This is a genomic window from Enterobacter sp. PL_is514 (genome assembly GCF_055816715.1).
Map to the genome: position 1 here is coordinate 129,949 of NZ_JBVPGN010000034.1, position 17,039 is coordinate 146,987.

At 55.9% G+C, this 17,039-nt stretch carries 18 protein-coding genes and 2 tRNA genes; 8 read left to right on the forward strand and 12 right to left on the reverse strand.

Going from position 1 to position 17,039, the window contains the following annotated elements:
• Positions 1-8: 8 nt before the first annotated feature.
• The gene (locus AC0TNG_RS16230; protein ID WP_463726836.1) at positions 9-1,379 is read right to left on the reverse strand and encodes a pyridoxal-phosphate dependent enzyme; all 1,371 of its coding nucleotides are present in this window, start codon (positions 1,377-1,379) and stop codon (positions 9-11) included.
• A 400-nt stretch (positions 1,380-1,779) separates the two neighbouring features.
• On the opposite strand from AC0TNG_RS16230, the gene AC0TNG_RS16235 reads away from it, so the two are divergent.
• The 4 genes from AC0TNG_RS16235 (at position 1,780) to fumD (ending at position 4,619) form a co-directional block, all read left to right on the forward strand.
• On the forward strand, positions 1,780-2,802 hold the full coding sequence (locus tag AC0TNG_RS16235) for a methionine ABC transporter ATP-binding protein (RefSeq protein ID WP_473712756.1): 1,023 nt from the start codon (positions 1,780-1,782) through the stop codon (positions 2,800-2,802).
• Positions 2,795-3,463 (forward strand): methionine ABC transporter permease, encoded by a 669-nt coding sequence (locus AC0TNG_RS16240; RefSeq protein ID WP_008500617.1) that lies wholly within the window; start codon positions 2,795-2,797, stop codon positions 3,461-3,463. The genes AC0TNG_RS16235 and AC0TNG_RS16240 overlap by 8 nt, the downstream gene beginning before the upstream one ends.
• 23 nt (positions 3,464-3,486) lie before the next feature.
• Positions 3,487-4,299 carry a MetQ/NlpA family ABC transporter substrate-binding protein gene (locus AC0TNG_RS16245; RefSeq protein WP_008500616.1) on the forward strand — a complete coding sequence of 271 codons (813 nt, stop codon included), beginning with the start codon at positions 3,487-3,489 and terminating at the stop codon, positions 4,297-4,299.
• A 110-nt stretch (positions 4,300-4,409) separates the two neighbouring features.
• On the forward strand, positions 4,410-4,619 hold the full coding sequence (gene fumD, locus AC0TNG_RS16250) for a fumarate hydratase FumD (RefSeq protein WP_008500615.1): 210 nt from the start codon (positions 4,410-4,412) through the stop codon (positions 4,617-4,619).
• On the opposite strand, the gene AC0TNG_RS16255 is transcribed toward fumD, so the two are convergent.
• The 4 genes from AC0TNG_RS16255 to AC0TNG_RS16270 are packed head-to-tail and all read right to left on the reverse strand — an operon-like array spanning position 4,600 to position 7,694.
• The gene (locus AC0TNG_RS16255; protein ID WP_024909381.1) at positions 4,600-5,286 is read right to left on the reverse strand and encodes an amino acid ABC transporter permease; all 687 of its coding nucleotides are present in this window, start codon (positions 5,284-5,286) and stop codon (positions 4,600-4,602) included. The two genes, fumD and AC0TNG_RS16255, sit on opposite strands and share 20 nt — an antisense overlap.
• On the reverse strand, positions 5,270-6,046 hold the full coding sequence (locus tag AC0TNG_RS16260; protein ID WP_473712757.1) for an amino acid ABC transporter permease: 777 nt from the start codon (positions 6,044-6,046) through the stop codon (positions 5,270-5,272). The genes AC0TNG_RS16255 and AC0TNG_RS16260 overlap by 17 nt, the downstream gene beginning before the upstream one ends.
• Positions 6,046-6,861 carry an amino acid ABC transporter ATP-binding protein gene (locus AC0TNG_RS16265; RefSeq protein ID WP_024909379.1) on the reverse strand — a complete coding sequence of 272 codons (816 nt, stop codon included), beginning with the start codon at positions 6,859-6,861 and terminating at the stop codon, positions 6,046-6,048. Before AC0TNG_RS16265 ends, AC0TNG_RS16260 begins: the two co-directional genes overlap by 1 nt.
• Positions 6,862-6,863: 2 nt before the next feature.
• The gene (locus AC0TNG_RS16270; RefSeq protein ID WP_193745651.1) at positions 6,864-7,694 is read right to left on the reverse strand and encodes an ABC transporter substrate-binding protein; all 831 of its coding nucleotides are present in this window, start codon (positions 7,692-7,694) and stop codon (positions 6,864-6,866) included.
• A gap of 245 nt (positions 7,695-7,939) precedes the next feature.
• Here AC0TNG_RS16270 and AC0TNG_RS16275 point away from each other — a divergent pair, with 245 nt between their 5' ends.
• Positions 7,940-8,107: a hypothetical protein gene (locus tag AC0TNG_RS16275; protein WP_014831607.1), complete on the forward strand. Its 168-nt coding sequence runs from the start codon at positions 7,940-7,942 to the stop codon at positions 8,105-8,107.
• A 92-nt stretch (positions 8,108-8,199) separates the two neighbouring features.
• On the opposite strand, the gene AC0TNG_RS16280 is transcribed toward AC0TNG_RS16275, so the two are convergent.
• Positions 8,200-8,340 carry a hypothetical protein gene (locus tag AC0TNG_RS16280; RefSeq protein WP_003857665.1) on the reverse strand — a complete coding sequence of 47 codons (141 nt, stop codon included), beginning with the start codon at positions 8,338-8,340 and terminating at the stop codon, positions 8,200-8,202.
• A gap of 125 nt (positions 8,341-8,465) precedes the next feature.
• Between AC0TNG_RS16280 and AC0TNG_RS16285 the strand changes: the two genes are divergently transcribed.
• Both AC0TNG_RS16285 and AC0TNG_RS16290 read left to right on the forward strand, forming a co-directional pair.
• Entirely contained in the window at positions 8,466-9,248 is a 783-nt protein-coding gene (locus tag AC0TNG_RS16285; protein ID WP_248164192.1) for an MBL fold metallo-hydrolase, read from the forward strand.
• Between the two features lie 72 nt (positions 9,249-9,320).
• Positions 9,321-9,956 carry a carbonic anhydrase gene (locus AC0TNG_RS16290; protein ID WP_024909376.1) on the forward strand — a complete coding sequence of 212 codons (636 nt, stop codon included), beginning with the start codon at positions 9,321-9,323 and terminating at the stop codon, positions 9,954-9,956.
• A gap of 28 nt (positions 9,957-9,984) precedes the next feature.
• On the opposite strand, the gene AC0TNG_RS16295 is transcribed toward AC0TNG_RS16290, so the two are convergent.
• The 4 genes from AC0TNG_RS16295 to mdtK form a co-directional block, all read right to left on the reverse strand.
• On the reverse strand, positions 9,985-11,580 hold the full coding sequence (locus tag AC0TNG_RS16295; RefSeq protein ID WP_473712759.1) for an FAD-NAD(P)-binding protein: 1,596 nt from the start codon (positions 11,578-11,580) through the stop codon (positions 9,985-9,987).
• 118 nt (positions 11,581-11,698) lie between these two features.
• A tRNA-Val gene (locus tag AC0TNG_RS16300) sits at positions 11,699-11,775 on the reverse strand.
• A gap of 4 nt (positions 11,776-11,779) precedes the next feature.
• Positions 11,780-11,856: transfer RNA gene (locus tag AC0TNG_RS16305), tRNA-Val, on the reverse strand.
• Between the two features lie 153 nt (positions 11,857-12,009).
• Positions 12,010-13,383 carry an MdtK family multidrug efflux MATE transporter gene (gene mdtK, locus AC0TNG_RS16310; protein WP_024909374.1) on the reverse strand — a complete coding sequence of 458 codons (1,374 nt, stop codon included), beginning with the start codon at positions 13,381-13,383 and terminating at the stop codon, positions 12,010-12,012.
• A 225-nt stretch (positions 13,384-13,608) separates the two neighbouring features.
• Between mdtK and AC0TNG_RS16315 the strand changes: the two genes are divergently transcribed.
• A complete protein-coding gene (locus AC0TNG_RS16315; protein WP_473712760.1) occupies positions 13,609-14,250 on the forward strand; it encodes a riboflavin synthase subunit alpha in 642 nt (213 codons plus the stop codon).
• Between the two features lie 30 nt (positions 14,251-14,280).
• Here AC0TNG_RS16315 and cfa read toward each other — a convergent pair whose 3' ends face one another.
• A complete protein-coding gene (gene cfa, locus AC0TNG_RS16320; RefSeq protein ID WP_061715421.1) occupies positions 14,281-15,429 on the reverse strand; it encodes a cyclopropane fatty acyl phospholipid synthase in 1,149 nt (382 codons plus the stop codon).
• Positions 15,430-15,727: 298 nt separating this feature from the next.
• Complete coding sequence (gene punC, locus AC0TNG_RS16325; protein WP_473712761.1) at positions 15,728-16,927, reverse strand: purine nucleoside transporter PunC; 1,200 nt, start codon at positions 16,925-16,927, stop codon at positions 15,728-15,730.
• Positions 16,928-17,039 lie beyond the last annotated feature (112 nt).

Below are 17,039 nucleotides of genomic sequence, written 5' to 3' on the forward strand. Positions count from 1 at the left end.
TGATTCCTTTATTGCTGTAGACGGTTGCGCCAGGCGGTCAGAACGTCGCTGCGCGTAATCAGACCGAGAAAACGGTCGTTGTCATTAATCACGGCCACCAGACCGCGGTCGAAGATGGCGTTCAGGGCGCTTTCCGGCGCGTGTTTATCCAGGAACTCCACCTGACGCGTCATGGCTGCCGTCACCGGCAGCGCGAAGCGATCGCCGTCGCCGCCAATGTGCCGCAGGAGATCCCACTCGTCGATAATGCCCACCACCTTGCCGTTCTCCAGCACCGGCAGCTGGGAGATGTCATACAGACGCATCCGTGCCAGGACGGTGGAAAGCGTGTCGTCCGGGGCGGCGGTGACGGTGGCGCCTTCATCGTGGCGCAGGGCAATGTAGTCAGAGAGATCGCCGGCCTGGGGGCGCGTGATGAGTCCCTGCTGTCGCATCCAGTCATCGTTGAACATTTTCGAGAGATATTTATTGCCGCTGTCGCAGGCGAAGGTCACCACGCGCTTCGGCGCGGTCTGCGCCTGGCAATATTTCAGCGCGGCCGCCAGCAGCGTGCCGCTGGAGGAGCCCGCCAGAATGCCTTCCGTTTTCAGCAGCTCGCGCGCGGTGATAAACGCTTCCCGGTCGGTGATACGCCAGGCGCGATTCACCCCTTCAATGTGGGCCAGCGGCGGAATAAAGTCTTCGCCAATACCCTCAACCAGCCAGGAGCCCGCATCGTGGTAGCGTCCGGTCTCCACCTGGTCGGCCAGAACGGAACCGGCCGGATCAGCCAGGACAAACTCCGTGTGCGGAGAGTGCTCGGCGAACCATGCCTGCAGGCCGCCCAGCGTGCCGCCTGAGCCGACGCCCACCACGATGGCATCGATTTTGCCGTCAAGCTGCTCATACAGTTCCGGCGCCGTGGTGGTACGGTGCGCCAGCGGGTTGGCTTCGTTATTGAACTGGTCGATGTAAAACGCGCCGGGCAGTTCGTTCGCCAGACGCTGGGCGTAATCCTGGTAATAGGCAGGATGGCCCTTGTTGACGTCGGAGCGGGTCAGCACCACCTGGGCACCCAGCGCGCGCAGGTGGAAAATCTTCTCGCGGCTCATTTTGTCCGGCACCACCAGGATCAGCGAGTAGCCTTTCTGGGCGGCGATCAGGGCCAGACCGAGGCCGGTATTGCCCGCCGTGGCCTCAATAATCGTGCCGCCCGGCTGCAGCTGCCCGGTGCGTTCCGCTTCGTTAATCATCGACAGCGCAACGCGATCCTTAATCGAACCGCCCGGATTCTGGTTCTCCAGCTTCAGGTACAGCGAGCAGGGACCGGTATCAAGCTTATGCAGCTGGATCAGCGGGGTACGACCAATCAGTTCGGTGACGGAGTGATAAATCGTCATGATGTTTTCCTTTCTGGATGTCATGACGGGATGATAGGGCGGTGAAATTTTCTCAATAAAGAACCATTCACTGCTCTTTAGATCAGAAAGGAATATAAATGCCGTTTTTGGAAGTCAGGACAGCAAGACGTAAAGTTGTCTGGATGTGAGGATGGCTATATCGGCATGAAATGCTGAAAAAATGACCGTTTTTCGCGGGCATCCGCCAGAAGATATGCATCCGGCAGATAATCATTGCTGAAATTGGTCTAAATGCATCCCACCCGGTAAATCCGCTGTTTATTTCCGAAAGTTATAACAAATTCTTTTTTGTTCATTTAAAAGCTGATAACGCCTGTTTACTATCGTTTGGACATCCATACTGCTAAACCGCCATGGGCGGCACGGATAACGAATAAGAATGATTGTACTGAGCAATATTTCGAAGGTTTTTGACAACGGAAAGGTGGCACTCACAGCCGTTGATAACGTCAATTTGACGATAGCACAGGGACAGATATACGGGATTATCGGTTACAGCGGGGCAGGTAAAAGCACGCTGATTCGTCTGCTCAACGGCCTGGAAAAACCCAGCGCCGGTAGCGTCACCATTAATGGACAGGACATTTCGGCGGCAAAAGGTGAAGCGCTGCGTCAGGCGCGCCTGAAAATCAGCATGGTGTTTCAGCACTTCAACCTGCTGTGGTCGCGCACGGTAAATGAAAACATTGCTTTCTCGATGCAGATTGCCGGCGTGCCAAAAGCAAAAATCACCGCCCGCGTCGCCGAGCTGGTGGAGCTGGTCGGCCTGAAAGGTCGCGAGCATGCCTACCCGTCTCAGCTCAGTGGCGGCCAGAAACAGCGCGTCGGCATCGCCCGTGCGCTGGCTAACAACCCTGACGTGCTGCTCTGCGATGAAGCCACGTCCGCGCTTGACCCGCAGACCACCGATCAGATCCTCGATCTGCTGCTGGATATTAACCGCCGGTTCAAATTGACCATCGTGCTGATCACGCACGAGATGCATGTGGTGCGCAAAATCTGCGACCGCGTGGCGGTGATGGAGAACGGTAAAGTCGTGGAAGAGGGCGACGTGCTGAGCGTCTTTACCCATCCGCAGCAGCCGATTACGCAGCAGTTTGTCCGTCAGGTGAGCCAGTACGCTGAAGAAGAAACGTTCAATACTGAACTGGCAAACGATCTGGAAGGTACGGTCATCAGACTGACCTTTACCGGGCACAGCACGCATAAGCCGATCGTGGGTGAACTGACCCTGCGCTATGGCCTGCCGTTTAACATCCTGCACGGGAAAATGACGCAAACCGCCCACGGCGTGTTTGGCCAGCTCTGGGTACATGTCGTGGCATCCGATGAACAGCTGAACAATATCCTCGCCGACCTGCAGCACAGCGATATTGAAGGCGAGGTGATTAAACATGGCTGAGAATCTCTTTCCGCATCTCAAGTGGGATCAGCTCTGGGCGGCGACGCTGGAGACGCTGTACATGACCGCGCTGTCCGGCGTGGCGACTTTTGTACTGGGTATCGTGCTGGGTCTGGCGCTGTTTTTAACCGCACGCGGCGGGCTGTTCCACAACCGGACGGTCTACAGCGTCATTTCGATTGTGGTGAACGTGTTCCGCTCGATTCCGTTCATCATTCTGATTGTCCTGCTGATCCCGTTCACCAAGACCGTCGTCGGCACCATCCTTGGCGCCAACGCGGCGCTGCCGGCGCTGATTGTGGGTGCCGCACCGTTCTACGCACGCCTGGTGGAGATCGCCCTGCGTGAAGTGGATAAAGGCGTCATAGAAGCAACGCGCTCGATGGGCGCACGACTGAGCACGTTAGTGTTTCGGGTTTTACTGCCGGAATCATCACCTGCACTGGTATCAGGTATTACGGTGACGCTCATTGCGCTGGTGAGCTACAGCGCAATGGCGGGGGTGATTGGCGCCGGTGGTTTGGGAAATCTGGCTTATCTGGAAGGATTCCAGCGCAACCATGGTGACGTCACGCTGGTGGCAACGGTGACCATTTTAATCATCGTTTTCATTATCCAGTTCTGCGGCGATGTCATTACTTCACTGTTAGATAAACGCTAATAAATACACACAGGAACCACATCATGAAAAAGACACTGACACTGATCGCTGCCGCAACCCTGAGCGCCCTGAGCTTCGCTTCCTGGGCTGACACCCTGACCGTGGGCGCATCCAACACGCCGCACGCCGAAATTCTGGAGCAGGCAAAGCCGATTCTGGCGAAGCAGGGGATCGACCTGGAGATTAAACCGTTCCAGGACTACATTCTGCCGAACACCGCGCTGGCGGGTCATGACATCGACGCGAACTATTTCCAGCACATTCCTTACCTGAACAGCGTGCTGAAAGACCATGCGGGCGATAAAGACTACGATTTTGTCAGTGCGGGCGCGATCCACATTGAGCCAATCGGCATCTACTCCAAAAAATACAAGTCGCTGAAAGACCTGCCGGAAGGCGGCAAAATCATCATGCGTGACGCGGTTTCTGAAGAGGGGCGTATTCTCTCTATCTTCGAAAAAGAGGGCGTGATCAAGCTGAAGCCGGGCATCGATAAAGTGACCGCGCGCATCAGCGATATCGTCGAGAACCCGAAAAAGCTGAAGTTCACGCCTAACGTTGAAGCGTCTCTGCTGCCGCAGATGTACAACAACAACGAAGGCGACGCGGTGGTGATTAACGCCAACTATGCGATTGATGCAGGTCTGGATCCGGTTCACGACCCGATTGCGGTTGAGAGCGGTGAAAACAACCCGTATGCCAACATCATCACCGTGCATCGCGGTGACGAGAAGAAGAAAGACATCGTCGCGCTGGTGAACGTGCTGCACTCAAAAGAGATTCAGGACTGGATCCGCACCAAGTACAAAGGCGCGGTCATTCCAGTAAATAACTAATTTACTGATTTTACAGATGAAGCCCGGCGAGTTTCTCGCCGGGCTTCTTTTTTGTATCCGGCTGGAGAATCATTTAAGCTCAACGTTTAACAGGCAATGGAGTGATGACGATGGGTAACGTGACCAAAGATGAAGCGCTGTACCAGGAGATGTGCCGGGTGGTCGGGAAGGTGGTGCTTGAGATGCGTGATTTAGGGCAGGAGCCAAAGCATATTGTCATTGCCGGAGTCCTGCGTACCGCGCTGGCGAACCAGCGCGTGAAACGCAGTGAATTGACAACCGAAGCGATGGAAACGGTGGTTAAAGCGCTGGCCGGGTAAAGCGCCAGCGCTTCGCAAGCTGCTCGAGCGAGCAGCAGAGCAGGTAGTAGACCACGCCCGTAAAGATAAAAATGGCCGCCGGGTAGATTTGCACCCGGTTGTTGACCTGTCCCGCCACCGTGGTCAGTTCCGGGACGTTCACGATAAACGCCAACGACGTATCCTTCAGCAGGCTGATAAAAATCCCCACCAGCGACGGCAGAATGTTCCTCAGCGCCTGCGGCAGCAGCACGCGCCACAGGGTTTGCTGCGTGCTGAATCCCTGTGACAGTGCGGCTTCGTACTGCCCGGACGGTAGCGCATTAAGTCCGGCCAGTACCGAGTGCATTACGGTAGCCGCCGTAAACCAGGCCAGCGCCAGCGTGACGGTCAGCGCCCCCGGCAGATCGCCCCCGGTAATGAGCGGCAGGAGATACCACATCCAGAAAATTACGAAGATGAGCGGGATACCGCGAATCAGCTCTGCCCACAAAAAGAGGGTCTTGCGCACGAGCCCGGTAAAGCGCCAGGCCAGACACGCGAGCACTATCCCACCGGGCAGAGCAATGACGGCGGCCCCAATCGCCATCATCAACGAGAGCAATACGCCCCCCGGTTCACCCGTTGCCGCGCGTCCCCACAGCAGATAATCGAGGTTATCGGTGATGACATTAAGTCCGGCAATCATGTTTTTCACTCCCTGAGGTGGCGACGTTTGGGCGTTTACGTTTCGCTTCAGGTCCAATGCGAACCAGCACCATCCCCATGACCAGGCCGGTCAGCAGATAGAGTGCGGTTCCAAAGGTAAATGCTTCCAGCGCGTGCGCGTTATAGCTCTCAATCTGCCTGACCTGATAGGTCAGCTCGGCGAAGCCAATCCCGCTGGCGAGCGAGGAGAGCTTCATCAGATTAAGGTACTGGCCAACGACCGGCTGCCAGGCGTTGGCCAGCCCCTGCGGCAGCAGGATGTAGCGAAACAGGCGCCACGCGGAGAATCCCTGAGCGAGCGCCGCCTCCCGCTGTCCGGCAGGCACGGAACGTAAGCCCGACTCCACCTCTTCAATTAAAAACGCCGAGGTAAAGACACCCAACCCCCAGGCAGAACATAAAAATTCGGGCGTAAACCACCAGACGTCGCCAGGCAGAATTGACCAGCTGTGATCCGCGTTCACCGCGTCGCGAAACGCCTGCGGTAGACCGTTCCAGGCGGCAAAATACCAGAACAGCAGCTGCACCAGCAGCGGCGTATTGCGAAACAGCGACACCCAGCTGCTGACGACCGCGTTCCCGAGGCGTCCGCCGGAAAGGCGCAGAAGCATAAAGAGTAATGCGAGCAGGCTGGCCAGCATCATCCCGGCAAGCGTTACCCACAGGGTGGTGAGGAATCCGGAGAGTATCCACTGCAGAGGCTGTCCGGCCAGTACCCCCTGCCAGTCGAGCACGGGCATTACAGATGCTCCTGATGCAGCGGGTTGAGCACCTTTTGCAGGAACCGCTGCGCGCGCGGATGCGAGGGCCGACTGAAAAATTGCGCCGGCGGCGCAATTTCCAGAATTTGCCCCCCGTCGATAAAGACGACTCTGTCGGCTATCTCCCGGGCAAACTGCATCTCATGGGTTACGACAATCATCGTGATCCCGCTGTGGGCGAGGGCCTTCATCACAAACAGCACTTCACCAATCATCTCCGGATCCAGCGCCGAGGTGGGTTCATCGAACAGGATGATTTGGGGTGAAGAGGCCAGGGCACGGGCAATCGCGACGCGCTGCTGCTGCCCGCCGGAAAGCTCTGCCGGGAAATGGTGGGCTTTTTCCAGCATTCCGACCTTCTCCAACAGGGCCAGCGCGCGCGCCTGGGCAGGCTGCGGCTTCCAGCCGTGAACGTGCTCCAGTGCCAGGGTGATGTTCTGGCTGGCGGTGAGATGGGCGTAAAGATTGAACTGCTGGAACACAAACCCCACGCGGCTGCGCAGCTGACGCAGCCCGGTACCGGAGAGCTTTCCGGTAGGCTTGTTATCGACCAGAATCTCCCCGCCGCTAAGGGTTTCAAGCTGGTTGATGAGACGAATCAGGGTGGATTTACCGGAACCCGACGGGCCGAGGATGGCGACCACTTCACCGGGGGTGATGGTGAGATTAATGTCGTTTAAAACCTGATGGTCACCGTAGCGTTTGTCCACATGACGAAACTCGACGCTGGCCTGTTCCAGATGTGAAAAATCCGCGGCACCGGCCGCGGAGTGTGAAAATAAACCTGAGAGCATAATTATCTGGCTTCTATTTTAAAGGCGCGAGGCTGCGGGGCAGGCGTGTTTGGGCCAAACCAGACATCGTAGATTTTTGCTGCCTGACCGTTCTTCTCGAGATTAACCAGCTCGTCGTTAACGGCCTTCAGCAGCGCCGTTTCACCTTTCTTCACCCCCACGCCAATCTCTTCTTTACTGAGCAGATCGGGCAGGATTTTGAAGTTCGCTTTATCCGGCGCCTGCGCCAGCAGACCGGCCAGAATGGTGCTGTCCTGGGTAATGGCCTGGACGTTACCATTGCGCAGTGCGGTCAACGCCAGGGGAATGTCGTCATAAGAGAGGACGCGGGACTGCGGGAAACGCTGGTGCAGCGCCTGCTCGCCCGTCGTGCCTTTGACCGCGCCAATGCGCGCCCGGCTATAGTCATCGAGCTTGTCCGGTGATTTCACCGGAACGAGGAACTGCTGGCCGGTGACGAAGTAAGGCGTCGAGAAATCAATCACCTGCGCGCGTTCCGGGGTGATGGTGATATCTGCCACGATCAGGTCTGCTTTCCCGGACTGCAGCAGCGGAATACGGTTGGCCGGATTGGTGGCAACCAGTTCAAGCTTCACGCCGAGCGATTTTGCCAGCGCTTTGGCGAAGTCCACGTCGTAACCCACGATCTCGTGCGTTTTGGCATCAATCGAGCCAAACGGCGGGTTGGCGTCAAACGTGGCCACTTTCACCACCCCTGCGGCCTTAATATCCGCCAGCTGATCGGCCTGTGCCTGCGCTGAAAGCAGGCTCCCCGCCGCCAGTAATCCCAGAACCAGTGTCCGTTTGGTAAACCCTTTCATATTTGCTGCCATAGTCATACGCCATCCCGTTGTTTTTGTTTTACCCCGCTACGCTCCCATAAGCGAAAGCTATCGCCAAATAAGAAATCGTTCTTTGCTTTGAGCAAAAAAGCATTAGTGAACAAGGTGTTAATGAAGCGTGAAAAGAACGGGAGGCTATTTGCAAATCCTGCACATGGACAGTGGATTTTGGTATTTCACCCGCGCGGCATTTGAGTGCTTAACTGAGGTCAGACACGGCGAGAGAGGGTAAGACGATGAAAAAGTGGATCAGCACGTTACGGCGGTTTTTTGCGACCCGACCAGTGAATGCGGAGAACAGCGCGCAACGTGTTCTTGAGTCAATACTGCCTGTCGCCAGCCTGTATGGCGTGGACGTTGCCAACATTGACCCGGAGTGGTTCCATGATAAAACGTCACGCTGAACTGCGCCGCACGCGCGAAACGTACTGGAACGAGGTGTGCGTGACGTTTAACGAGTGAAATAAAAAAGCACCGGTTTCCCGGTGCTTTTTTATTAGATCTTGCAGGCGTCGCCGCAGTCGTCGTCGGCGACAATCGCCTGCGCTTTTTTATCCGCGTCGTCCAGACGTTCCGCATTACGCTCTTCTGCTTCATCCAGACCGTTAAAGACTAAATTATCGAGATCAATTTCCATGTTGCACCTGCTCTGTTCAGTTTTCGATACTGGCACAGTATAGGGTAAAAAAAGCCAGCAATGTACCTCGCAGCACATAAGGATAATCCCTGCCATACTCAGTGCTTTATCGCTGAGGAGAGCACATGATTACACTCTGTAAAACCTGCGGAACGGCTTACGATACACAGCCTGAGAAATGCCCGATCTGCGAGGATGAACGCCAGTATGTCCCCAGCACGGGGCAGGCGTGGACCGATCTCGATACCGTCAACGCCACGCACAGCAACAAATGGCAGCAGCTGGAGCCGCGATTGTTTGGGATCAAAACGGTCCCGGCGTTTGCGATCAACCAGCGGGCGCTGCTGCTGCAAACGCCCCACGGCAATATTCTCTGGGACTGTATCGCCAACCTCGACCCCGCAACCAAAACGCTCATTACCGCCCTCGGCGGCATCAGCGCGATTGCGATTTCACATCCGCACTATTACACCACGATGCAGGAGTGGGCTGCGGCGTTTGCTGCGCCGGTGTACCTGCACGCCAGCGACAGCGAGTGGGTAATGCGCGAGAGCCCGGCCATTCATTTCTGGGAGGGGGATGCGCTGGAGATTTTCCCGTCAGTCACCATGCTGCGTCTGGGGGGGCATTTTGCCGGGGGAACGGTGCTGCACTGGCAGGAGGGGGACGGGGTGCTGCTGGCGGGCGATATTCTGCAGGTCACGCCGGGTAAAGACGCCGTCTCGTTTATGTGGAGCTACCCGAACTATCTTCCGCTGCCGGCCCGCACCGTGGCGTCGGTCGTGAATCATCTGGAAGGCAGAACGTTTGAACGTCTGTACGGCGCGTTCGAAGGGCAGAACATCCTCGCTAACGCGGACGAAATTGTGCAGCGCTCGGGCCAGAAATATATTGCTTGTCTGAAGTAAACCCCGATGGGTAAACTTTACGAGTGTGATCTCGATCATACCTAAACTAAAACAGATAAAAGAGACATTGCTATGCAACATATCATTGAAGGTTTTCTCAGCTTTCAAAAAGAGATTTTCCCGCAACGTAAAGAACTCTTCCGCAGTTTAGCGTCCAGCCAGAATCCCAAAGCGCTGTTCATCTCATGCTCCGACAGCCGTCTGGTCCCGGAACTTGTCACCCAGCAAGAGCCAGGACAACTCTTTGTCATTCGTAATGCTGGCAACATCGTGCCGCCGTTCGGACCGGAGCCTGGCGGTGTGTCCGCTACCATCGAATACGCCGTTGTGGCGCTGGGCGTCACGGATATCGTGATTTGTGGTCACTCCAACTGTGGCGCGATGAAGGCGATTGCCGATAACGCGAACCTGGAGCCGATGCCTGCCGTGTCACACTGGCTGCGCTATTCCGACGCGGCGAAAGCCGTGGTGGAGAAAAAAACCTGGGATAAGCCGATCGATAAGGTCAATGCGATGGTGCAGGAGAACGTGTTTGCGCAGCTGAGCAACATTAAGACCCATCCTTCCGTCGCGGTGGGCCTGCGTAATAACTCCATCCGACTGCACGGCTGGGTGTACGACATTGAAAGCGGCGAAATACTCGCCCTGAATAAAGAGACGAAAACCTTCGTTTCGCTGTCGGAAAACCCGGAAGTCTTCTTCGAGTAATCCGCGACAGCAGGGCACGGATGCCCTGTCAGTTTTCAAAATAGGGTAATCTCCGCCGCACCCCCGACGCGGGTTTTTCCGCCGCTTTCGCCATCGCCTCTGCAATCTCTGCACACTCCGCCAGCCCCTGAACGAAGGGACGATCGTGCATCAGCCACGGTATCGCACCGAAGGTGATGCGCCCGCGAACGGTGTCAGGCGCTTTTAAGGTGTAATCCTCGCCGATATCGGGTATCTCATCGCCGGTCGCTTCCAGCTGTTTTCGCAGCGTCGGGAAGGGCAGATCTTTCGTTTTGAGCGGCTTTTGCCCGCGCGCATCAATAAAAACGTCGAAGCGGTAAACGGTCTCTTGTGTGGTTATCACCGTTCGATCGCTGCCAACGTCGAGCGTGTAGTCGTCACCGAGCGCGGCCACGCTGATGATGCCGGCTTCGCGAAGTGCGAGCAGCCTGCGGATAGACTGCGGAGGGATGGCGGCATAGTTGTCGATAAATACCCGAGCCAGCCCCTGTTTGAAGCGTTCAACGTCTCGATCGCTGAGATGGGGAACGATCTCCTGAACCACTTCATGCAGCCGAAGCACGGTATAGCGCCAGGCCACGGTACGGCGTTCGCGTTTATTTTTCTCAACTTCTTTCAGGTTATCTTCCGCCCAGGTAAAGGGTCCGTGCCGTTTACGATCCTCAAACCAGGCCTCACGAAGGGTGTCCGCATTCAGCGTATGCAGAGACATTTTTTCGCACCACGCCGGATCGGCAAGCTGAAGCTCTTTGACCATCAGGACAAAGATACGATCGAGCAGGCCATCCGGTCCTTTGGCAACCTCGCTTTCCACCACGCGTTCGGTCAATACCGACAGCGGCTCGTAAGGAATAGGGCAGTAAAAATCGGCTTCCGGCAGAATGCCCGTCCGGGACATCAGGACAATCTTCAGCGCCTCGCTGCCTTTATTTAGCACAAATTTATCATCGCGAAACGCACCGTGCTGCATTACGACCGCCATGGCCGCGTCGAGACCGCTTAACGATGTCCCCATAATACCGACGCGACAGGGCGGAATACTGGCGTCCATCAGACCGGACCACGGGCTGGGGAAGAACGTGCGCGTGGCTTCATCCTCCTCTGGCCAGACGTGGCCGGTGGCGATAACCGCAAGGTCGAAGCGTTCAGGAAAGGCGCTGCCGTTGACGGAAAGCGTAACGCCTTCTTTCGAGGACACGATATCAGTGACCTGGGCGGATTCATGGACATCAACCTGAAATCCCCGTTTTTCCGCCTCTTTTACGATGGACCGAAAGCTGTCGCGGAAATACTCACCCAGCAGGAGCCGGGGCAGGAACTGTCGGTCATGCAGGCGGGCTTTATCAATCTTAAAGTGTGCCAGATGGGCTTCGCTCTGGCCCTTGAGCCAGTCGAGGTAGGTCATAAAAATGGGCGGGATTTCAATACTTGCGATATTTGCCAGCATCAGACGAGAGTTATCGTCGTCGTTATAGGGCATACCCACGCCCGCTTCATCACTTTGTTCAAAGACGGAGACCGAAAGCGGCTGCGGGTTTTTAAGAAGGGCGTAAAAGGTATAAATCCCTGTTGGGCCGGAACCGATAATGGCGATTTTCTTCATCGACGGTTGTCCTCTCTTTTTTCCATGAGAAAAGCGTAGCAGGAGAACAGTAATGAAAATGAAGGATTAGGAAAATTCAGGCTATCAGAGGAGAACTTGCACCATTTCAGGACTGAAATGGTGCGTCCGAGTGGACTCGAACCACCGACCCCCACCATGTCAAGGTGGTGCTCTAACCAACTGAGCTACGGACGCAGAATGGTGCGTTCAATTGGACTCGAACCAACGACCCCCACCATGTCAAGGTGGTGCTCTAACCAACTGAGCTATGAACGCAACGTGTTGTCGGTGACAACGGGGACGAATATTAGCGGCACAGCACCGAGGTGGCAAGAGGGAAAATGCAATTTTCTCTCTGATTTCACGCGATTGCTGTATTACCGCGCAAAGTGAAGAGAAAGTAGCCGCCGGGTGGCGGCTACTGCGTATTTAACGGGCAGCGCGTTGCAAAATGATCGTTGATGGCTGGCGCTGCAGGAAGCGCATGCGCATCATCATCATAATCGCCGCCGACGTCAGGCCGATGATAAAGCCCATCCAGAACCCCGCCGGTCCCATGCGGTCAACCACAAGGTCGGTCAGGGCCAGAATATAACCACACGGCAGACCCAGCACCCAGTAGGCGATGAAAGTGATAAAGAAAATGGAGCGCGTGTCTTTATAACCGCGCAGCACGCCGCTGCCAATCACCTGGATGGAGTCCGAAATCTGGTAAATCGCAGCCAGCAGCATCAGGTGCGATGCCAGCGTAACGACTTCCGGATTGTCGTTATATAGCAGGGCAATCTGCTCGCGAAGCGCCACGGTGAAAAGCGCTGTGCAAATGGCCATGCAGACGCCGACGCCCAGTCCGGTCCGCGCGGCGGTTTGCGCATCGAGCGTCGAACCTTGTCCCAGGCGGAAGCCCACGCGAATCGTCACTGCCGCGGCCAGCGACATTGGCAGGACGAACATCAGGGAGCTGAAGTTCAGCGCAATCTGGTGCCCGGCCACGTTCACAATGCCCAGCGGGGAGACCAGCAGGGCAACCACGGCAAACAGGGTCACCTCAAAGAACAGCGCAAGGGCAATCGGTAACCCTAACTGCACCAGACGCGTCATGATGCTCCAGTCCGGCGTGCTGAATCTGTTCTCGTTGCGAATGTCGCGCATGGAGCGGGCGTGCTTCACGAAGGTAAGCATCGAGAAGAACATCACCCAGTAAACGGCTGCTGTCGCCACGCCGCAGCCGACGCCGCCCAGTTCCGGCATCCCGAAATGACCGTAGATAAAGATATAGTTAACCGGGATGTTGACCAGCAGCCCGATAAAACCCATCACCATCCCGGGCTTGGTTTTCGCCAGGCCTTCACACTGGTTACGCGCTACCTGGAAAAAGAGGTAGCCGGGCGCACCCCAAAGCAGGGCACGCAGATAGCCCACGGCTTTATCCGCCAGGGCCGGGTCAATGTTATGCATAGCGCGGATGATATGGCCCGCGTTCCAGAGCACGACCATGATCAGCACGGAGACAAACCCTGCCAGCCAGAACCCCTGACGGACCTGATGGGCAATGCGCTCGCGACGACCCGAGCCATTGAGCTGAGCGATAACAGGCGTGAGCGCGAGCAGCAGACCGTGGCCGAACAGGATGGCCGGAAGCCAGATTGACGTACCGATAGCCACGGCCGCCATATCGGTGGCGCTGTAGCCACCTGCCATTACCGTATCCACAAATCCCATTGCGGTCTGGGCCACTTGCGCGATGATCACTGGTATAGCCAGTGCCAATAACTGGCGCGCTTCATTCATGTACTTCTGCACGTGAACACCTTTATTTTGTTGTTATTTGAGAGACTAAAAAAGCCGCCGAAACGGGCAGCGAGAAGAAAATGCAGGGGGGTGCCAGCTATTGTAGCGGGCTTTAGCTATTTATCTAGTGAAAAAATCGCCAGAAAATGCGCTCCGCTGGCAACCTGTTTTTCCAACTGTTATTGTGGTGGGATTAAACGGTGTCACCACCGTCCGGAAAAAACAGGAGTTGTAAGCATGTTTACTGGTATTGTGCAGGGCACCGCCAAAGTGGTGTCCATTGATGAAAAACCTAATTTCCGTACTCATGTTGTTGAGCTGCCGGAATATATGCTTGAGGGCATTGAAACCGGTGCGTCGATTGCGCATAACGGCTGCTGTCTGACCGTGACCGAAATTAACGGCAACCAGATTAGCTTTGATTTAATGAAAGAGACGCTGCGCATCACCAACCTGGGCGAGCTGGCGGTGGGCGATACCGTCAACGTTGAACGCGCGGCGAAGTTCAGCGATGAGATTGGCGGCCACCTGATGTCCGGCCACATCATGACCACCGCTGAAGTGGTAAAAATCGTGACCTCGGAAAATAACCGTCAAATCTGGTTTAAAATGCAGGATCCGTCATTAATGAAATACATCCTCTATAAAGGATTTATTGGCATTGACGGGATTAGCCTGACGGTGGGGGAAGTGACGCCAACGCGTTTTTGCGTGCATTTAATTCCTGAAACGCTGCAGCGCACCACGCTGGGTGCCAAAAAACTGGGGCATCGCGTGAATATCGAAATCGATCCGCAAACCCAGGCGGTGGTGGATACTGTTGAGCGCGTGCTGGCAGCAAAAGAAGCCGCAATAATAAAGACCACTGAAGAAGAATAAAAAATAACCCCGGATATCCGGGGTTATTTTTTAGCGTGCGACACGCAGTCCGTGTTCAATCCCCCGGCTGAATACCACCTGCCAGAGCTGAATATCCCGTGCGCGAAACGCCCCCGCGCAGGCATTCAGATAATAGCTAAACATCCGTTTGAATCGTTCTGAATAGTTGTCCGCAATCTCGGGCCAGGCTTTCTGGAAACGTTCATGCCACGCCATTAAGGTGGTGTCGTAGTCCGCGCCAAAGTTATGCCAGTCTTCCATCACGAAATGGGATTCACTGGCGTTGGCGATCTGGCGAACGGACGGTAAACAGCCATTCGGAAAGATGTATTTATTGATCCACGGGTCAACGTTATTGTCGGTCCGCTTAGAGCCGATGGTGTGCAGCAGGAAGAGCCCGTCCGGTTTCAGATTACGATCCACCACCTCAAAGTAGGTATCGTAGTTTTTTGGCCCCACGTGCTCGAACATGCCGACGGAAACGATCCGGTCGAACTGCTCGTTCAGGTCACGGTAGTCCTGCAGCCGGATATCCACATCAAGACCCTGACAGCGCTCTCGCGCCATTTTTTGCTGTTCCGCTGAAATCGTGACGCCCACTACGCTGACGCCATAGTGCTTCGCCATAAAATACGCCAGCCCACCCCAGCCGCAGCCGATATCCAGCACGCGCATGCCGGGCTGTAGCTGCAGCTTCTCGCTAATCAGACGCAGCTTTGCCTGCTGCGCTTCCTCAAGCGTCGACGCGTCTTTCCAGTAGGCGCAGGAGTACTGCATGAACGGGTCCAGCATGCGGCTGAACAGGTCATTGCCGAGATCGTAATGCTCTTTGCCGACGATCCACGCGCGTTTTTTACTTTGCAGATTGAACAGTCGGGCAGAGGCGACGCGCAGGGTGTCTTTCAGATTGCGCGGGAGTTGGTTTTCCAGACCGGCACGCAGCACGCTGGCAAAAAAGGTATCCAGACGTTCGCACTCCCACCAGCCGTCCATATAGCTTTCTCCCAGGCCTAACGATCCCTCCCGCAATACGCGTTTAAAAAAGTCGGGATGTTTAACCTGAGGATCGGATGGCGATGATCCATTGATAGTGATGCCTGCTCGACCTAACAGTTCACTGACGATCCGGGACCAGTTATCGTCCGGAACGCTGACTTCTTCTATACACGATGAACTCATAGCTTCTCCATCACCCTGATGTGATCAGAACCTTCAAACAGCGTAGACGCTTTTTTTGGTTTGTGAGAAATCTCACGGTAAATACCGCGAGGCTAATATCCGACGTAGAACAGAGGAAGGGAGATAACCCTTGCCGAAATGCCTTCCATGGTAAAACGGGAGCGCTCCGGCTCCCGTTAACACTTAATATTTATCGTATTTAATCGAACCAAATTTAGTATAGGCCTCAAAATTTGGTGATTCAATAGAAAATTGTTAGCAACCTAATCACTGAAATGTAACATGATTTCTGGCGCAATCAGGCATGCGAGGTTTCCACCTGAGCGCCGCTATCCTGCTCACGCTGCGCGGAGGCCTGCATGCGATAGCCCGTCACCGCCAGCGCAACGGTGACCAGCATCACGCTGGTGGTGGTTAACAGTGGCGTCGCAATCAGCGCCGAGACCACCAGACTTGCCAGGAAGCACAGACCCAGCTGCAGGGTATTTTGCAGCGCGGCGGCGCGGCCTGTCGCCTGCGGGAACGGACGCAACGCTTGGGCTACAACAATCGGGTAAATCGCCCCGTTCGCCACGGCCATCACGCAGAAGGGGATCAAAATTTCAGCCAGGCCCGCGCCCGGAATAAACCCGACGGCCCAGGTGCCGATGACGCTCAGCGCATACAGCACCAGCAGCCATGGCAGCATTTGCTGACCTTCCCATTTTTGCAGCGCCGCGCGACAGCCGTACCCGCCCACCAGGAAGGCGATAGTCTGCGGAACATAGCTCAAACCGATGGCCGCCGGGCTGTAGCCCATATCGTGCAGAATGAACGGCGAGCCGGTAAGCCACGCGAAGAAGCTGGCCGAACAGGCGGCGTAAATCAGGACATTGCCGCGATACGCTTTGGCGCTCAGCAGGGAGGTGAAGGTAATCGGCTTCGCATCCGCATGCGCCTCTTTTTTATGCGCGGGCTTAAGGGCAAACGCCGGCAGCATCAGTACCAGCGTGATGGCAAACAGCGTGGCAAAAATGGCCTGCCAGTCAAAGTGCGCGAGGATCCAGCTGCCCAGCAGCGGAGCCAGGGCAGGGGAAAGACCCACCAGCGGCATAATGGTGGCGAAAATACGGTTTGTGCGGTTAGCCGGATAGTAGTCGGTCACCAGCGCCTGCCAGGTCACCGCCGCAGCACAGACGCCCACGGCCTGAATAAAGCGCAGCACCAGCAGCCAGGTGGCATCGCGCACCCACAGCATCCCCAGGCAGCCCACGGCAAAAATGGCCAGACCCAGCAGCAGTACCGGTTTACGACCAAAGCGATCCGAGAGCGGTCCCCACAGCAGCTGCGCGAAAGCGAAACCGGCAAGGAACAGGCTCAGGCTGGCGCTGATGGCCGCCGCAGGGGTTTGCAGGTCTTCCTGCATCGCGGCAAACGCGGGCAGGTACATGTCGGTGGCCAAAAAGCCCAGCACGCTTAAGCCGCCGAGCCAGACTAAAAATCCTTTCCTGGGTTGCATTCTCTTATTCTCCTGAGGAGGCAGGTGTACGTTGGCGGAGAGTGTAGGGAGTGCAAAGCGGCTTGTGAAACGCTAATATTTGGCGGGTGCATTCAAATTTTTTGCAGGCAGA

Bases quoted from the DNA above. Each gene is read 5' to 3' on its own strand.
- AC0TNG_RS16230 (WP_463726836.1), bottom strand. From the start codon at position 1,379: ATGACGATTTATCACTCCGTCACCGAACTGATTGGTCGTACCCCGCTG.
- AC0TNG_RS16235 (WP_473712756.1), top strand. From the start codon at position 1,780: ATGATTGTACTGAGCAATATTTCGAAGGTTTTTGACAACGGAAAGGTG.
- AC0TNG_RS16240 (WP_008500617.1), top strand. From the start codon at position 2,795: ATGGCTGAGAATCTCTTTCCGCATCTCAAGTGGGATCAGCTCTGGGCG.
- AC0TNG_RS16245 (WP_008500616.1), top strand. From the start codon at position 3,487: ATGAAAAAGACACTGACACTGATCGCTGCCGCAACCCTGAGCGCCCTG.
- fumD (WP_008500615.1), top strand. From the start codon at position 4,410: ATGGGTAACGTGACCAAAGATGAAGCGCTGTACCAGGAGATGTGCCGG.
- AC0TNG_RS16255 (WP_024909381.1), bottom strand. From the start codon at position 5,286: ATGATTGCCGGACTTAATGTCATCACCGATAACCTCGATTATCTGCTG.
- AC0TNG_RS16260 (WP_473712757.1), bottom strand. From the start codon at position 6,046: ATGCCCGTGCTCGACTGGCAGGGGGTACTGGCCGGACAGCCTCTGCAG.
- AC0TNG_RS16265 (WP_024909379.1), bottom strand. From the start codon at position 6,861: ATGCTCTCAGGTTTATTTTCACACTCCGCGGCCGGTGCCGCGGATTTT.
- AC0TNG_RS16270 (WP_193745651.1), bottom strand. From the start codon at position 7,694: ATGGCAGCAAATATGAAAGGGTTTACCAAACGGACACTGGTTCTGGGA.
- AC0TNG_RS16275 (WP_014831607.1), top strand. From the start codon at position 7,940: ATGAAAAAGTGGATCAGCACGTTACGGCGGTTTTTTGCGACCCGACCA.
- AC0TNG_RS16280 (WP_003857665.1), bottom strand. From the start codon at position 8,340: ATGGAAATTGATCTCGATAATTTAGTCTTTAACGGTCTGGATGAAGCA.
- AC0TNG_RS16285 (WP_248164192.1), top strand. From the start codon at position 8,466: ATGATTACACTCTGTAAAACCTGCGGAACGGCTTACGATACACAGCCT.
- AC0TNG_RS16290 (WP_024909376.1), top strand. From the start codon at position 9,321: ATGCAACATATCATTGAAGGTTTTCTCAGCTTTCAAAAAGAGATTTTC.
- AC0TNG_RS16295 (WP_473712759.1), bottom strand. From the start codon at position 11,580: ATGAAGAAAATCGCCATTATCGGTTCCGGCCCAACAGGGATTTATACC.
- AC0TNG_RS16315 (WP_473712760.1), top strand. From the start codon at position 13,609: ATGTTTACTGGTATTGTGCAGGGCACCGCCAAAGTGGTGTCCATTGAT.
- cfa (WP_061715421.1), bottom strand. From the start codon at position 15,429: ATGAGTTCATCGTGTATAGAAGAAGTCAGCGTTCCGGACGATAACTGG.
- punC (WP_473712761.1), bottom strand. From the start codon at position 16,927: ATGCAACCCAGGAAAGGATTTTTAGTCTGGCTCGGCGGCTTAAGCGTG.